General features: G+C 63.3%; 3 protein-coding genes. 1 reads left to right on the plus strand and 2 read right to left on the minus strand.

From position 1 onward, the window contains the following. Together ribC and ACP5EL_RS10030 are read right to left on the minus strand one after the other, a co-directional pair. Positions 1–311 (minus strand): riboflavin synthase (ribC, locus tag ACP5EL_RS10025; RefSeq protein ID WP_428402372.1); only part of this gene is annotated, 311 nt, incomplete at its 3' end. A gap of 67 nt (positions 312–378) precedes the next feature. Further along, positions 379–2,196 carry an adenosylcobalamin-dependent ribonucleoside-diphosphate reductase gene (locus ACP5EL_RS10030; protein WP_428402371.1) on the minus strand — a complete coding sequence of 606 codons (1,818 nt, stop codon included), beginning with the start codon at positions 2,194–2,196 and terminating at the stop codon, positions 379–381. A 120-nt stretch (positions 2,197–2,316) separates the two neighbouring features. On the opposite strand from ACP5EL_RS10030, the gene ACP5EL_RS10035 reads away from it, so the two are divergent. Further along, positions 2,317–2,975, plus strand: a 659-nt coding sequence (locus ACP5EL_RS10035) for an AAA family ATPase (RefSeq protein ID WP_428402373.1), incomplete at its 3' end; no start/stop codon positions are given.

Consider the following 2,975-nt stretch of genomic DNA (forward strand, 5'->3'; position numbering starts at 1 on the left):
TCGGCCTCGTCCTCGTGGACGAAGACCTCGATGATGTGGGTGTTGGTCATAAGCTGCGCCATGATCAGGCCGGTCGAGGCCTCGTGGGCGCAGGTCTTGTCGATGGATTTCGCCCCCGGCATCCCCAGGGCCATCACCAGGTCGCAGCCCCGCTCCTCGATCAGGATCTTCGCGGCGACCGGCAGGTCCTTGACCCCGGGGACGGTGCGGCGAACGATCTCGGCGGAGCAGCCCCGCTTCAGCTCCTTGATGGCGGCCCGTGTCATGTCGTATCGGGCGAAGTTGGTATCGGCGATCCCAATCTTCATGATCCTATAATTGGGGCTCGATCTCTTAGGTTTATCGGCCCCGTTCTCCCTCGCCCATTTGCCCACTCGCTCACCCACAATCTCCGCACCTTCCGCAGGTCGTGTCGTCGCCGTCGCCGAGGTAGAGGAGCTGGTCTCTCGACCCGTACCGATAGACTGTGATCCCCTTGCACCCCAGCCGGTAGGCGAGGCGGAAGACCTCCAGGACGTCCTCGACCGTCGCCTCGGTCGGCATGTTCACCGTCTTGGAGACGGCGTTGTCGGTGAACTTCTGGAAGGCCGCCTGGACCCGAACGTGCTGCTCGGGGGTGACCTCCAGAGCGGTGACGAAGAGCTCCTTGAGATGGTCGGGGACGTTCGCGTTCCGCAGGTTTCCCGTCTTAGCCACCCTCCTCATCAGCTCCGGGCTGTACGCCCCCGCCTCCCTGGCCATCCTCTCGAAGAGGGGCGAGGCGATAACCGTCTTTTTGCCCAGAAGGTCCCGGACGAAGGAGAGGGCGAATAGGGGCTCGATCCCACTGCTCGTCCCCGCGATCATGCTGATGGAGCCGGTGGGCGCAATGGTGGTGACGGTGGCGTTCCTCATGGCGTCGCCCTCCAGGCTGCTCCTCCCGAAGAGGGGAAACGACCCTCGGGCGCGGCCCAGCCGCTTCGACTCCTCCCTCGCCTCCCTGGAGACGAAGCTCATCGTCTTCTCGGCCACCCGGAGGGCGTCTTTGGAGCTGTAGGATACGTTCATCTTGATCAGCATCTCCGCAAAGCCCATCACCCCCAGGCCGATCTTCCTGGTCTTGAGGGTGGCATCCCTCATCAGGCCGTGGGGAAAGTGGTTCACCTCGATGACGTCGTCCAGAAACCGCACCGCCAGGCGGACCGTCTCCGCCAGCCGATCCCATTCGACCTCCCCCCGGCGGGCGAACCGTGAGAGGTTCACCGAGCCCAGGTTGCAGGACTCGTAGGGCAAAAGCGGCTGCTCGCCGCAGGGGTTTGTGGCCTCGATGACGTCTGGCAGAGGATGGGCCTGGTTGATCCTGTCCAGAAATAGGACGCCGGGGTCCCCCCTCCGCCAGGCGGAGGAGGCGATCTCCCTCAGGAGCCGGGCGGCGTTCAAGGTGCCGGAGACGCACCCGGTTCGAGGATTGATCAGATCGATCTCCTCATCCCTCTCCGCCCGGCGCATGAACTCGCCCTCGATCCCCACGGATATGTTGAAGTTCTCCAGCCTTCCCGGCTCGTCTTTGGAGTGGACGAAGTCGATCACGTCGGGATGGTCCGCCCTGAGCACTCCCATGTTGGCGCCCCTTCTTCTGCCGCCCTGCTTCACCACCTCGGTGGCGGCGTCGAATATCCCCATGAAGGAGACTGGGCCGCTGGCGATCCCTCCCGTGGACCGAACCACGTCGCCCTTCGGCCGGAGCCGAGAGAAGGAGAAGCCGGTGCCTCCTCCGCTCTGATGAACGATGGCCATCAGCTTCAGGGCGCCGAAGATCCCCTCCATGGAGTCCTCGACCGGGATGACGAAGCAGGCAGAGAGCTGGCCTAAAGAGAGGCCCGCGTTCATCAGGGTGGGGGAGTTTGGCAAGAAGAGGCCCTCTCTCATCATCTCCCCGAACCTCGCCGAGAGGTCTGAGCGATCCTCTCCGAAGCGGACCTCGGCCGAGGCCACATGATCTGCCACCCGCCGGAACATCTGGTCGGGGGTCTCCACCACCATCCCCCGTTCGTCCCGCCTCAGATACCTCCCCTGGAGGAGCTCAGGGGCGAAAGGGCCGATGGGGCTGGACGGATCGCCCTCAGCCTGTGGGCCTGCGGCCGGTCCAGTCTCGTATTCGATGCCCGATTCAATGGCCGATCTGATCCCGGATTCGATGTCGTCTTCCCTCGCCATCTCCAAAACCACCTTTAAAGCTAAAAGTCAGAAGTCCAAAGAGCGCCTGCGCGGTTTCCAGAACCCATATAAACATCGCTCTCCAACATATATCTAGATAGTTGATATGGAGGTTTTACCATCAAGATTGCCATCTCAGGAAAAGGAGGCGTCGGCAAGACCACCCTCGCCGGAACCCTGGCCCGTCTCTTTGCTCGCGACGGTTACAACGTGATCGCCATAGACGCAGACCCGGACATGAACCTCGCGTCGGCCATAGGAGTCCCCGAGAACCCCAAGCCCATCACCGAGTACAAGGAGATGGTCCAGGAGAGGGCCAGCGCCGAGTTCGGGATGTTCAAGCTCAACCCGAAAGTAGACGACGTCATCGGAAAGTGCGGCTGCGTCGGCCCCGACGGGGTGAAGCTCGCGGTGATGGGGACGGTCGACACCGGCGGAAGCGGCTGCATGTGCCCCGAGACCGCCTTCCTCCGCGCCCTCCTCCGGCACGTCATCCTCCGGGAGAAGGACCTGGTGATCCTGGACATGGAGGCGGGGATCGAGCACCTGGGTCGAGGCACCACCAGGGGCGTCGACGTGATGATCGCCGTCGTCGAGCCGGGCCTGCGGTCCGTGGAGACCCTGGAGAGGATCAAGAAGCTCGCCCGTGACCTGGGGATCGAGAAGGTGATGGCGGTCATCAGCAAGGCCCCCGAGGAGCAGGTGATCATCAAAGAGAAGCTGGCGGAGATGAACGTCCCCGTCCTGGGGACGATACCCTACGACAGGAACCTGATGGA

This window comes from Methanocrinis sp. (assembly GCF_049974945.1).
Classification (GTDB): Archaea; Halobacteriota; Methanosarcinia; order Methanotrichales; family Methanotrichaceae; genus Methanocrinis.

What these genes read in the sequence shown, in the direction of transcription:
- ACP5EL_RS10030 (WP_428402371.1), bottom strand. Translation starts at nt 2,196, where the DNA reads ATGGCGAGGGAAGACGACATCGAATCCGGGATCAGATCGGCCATTGAA.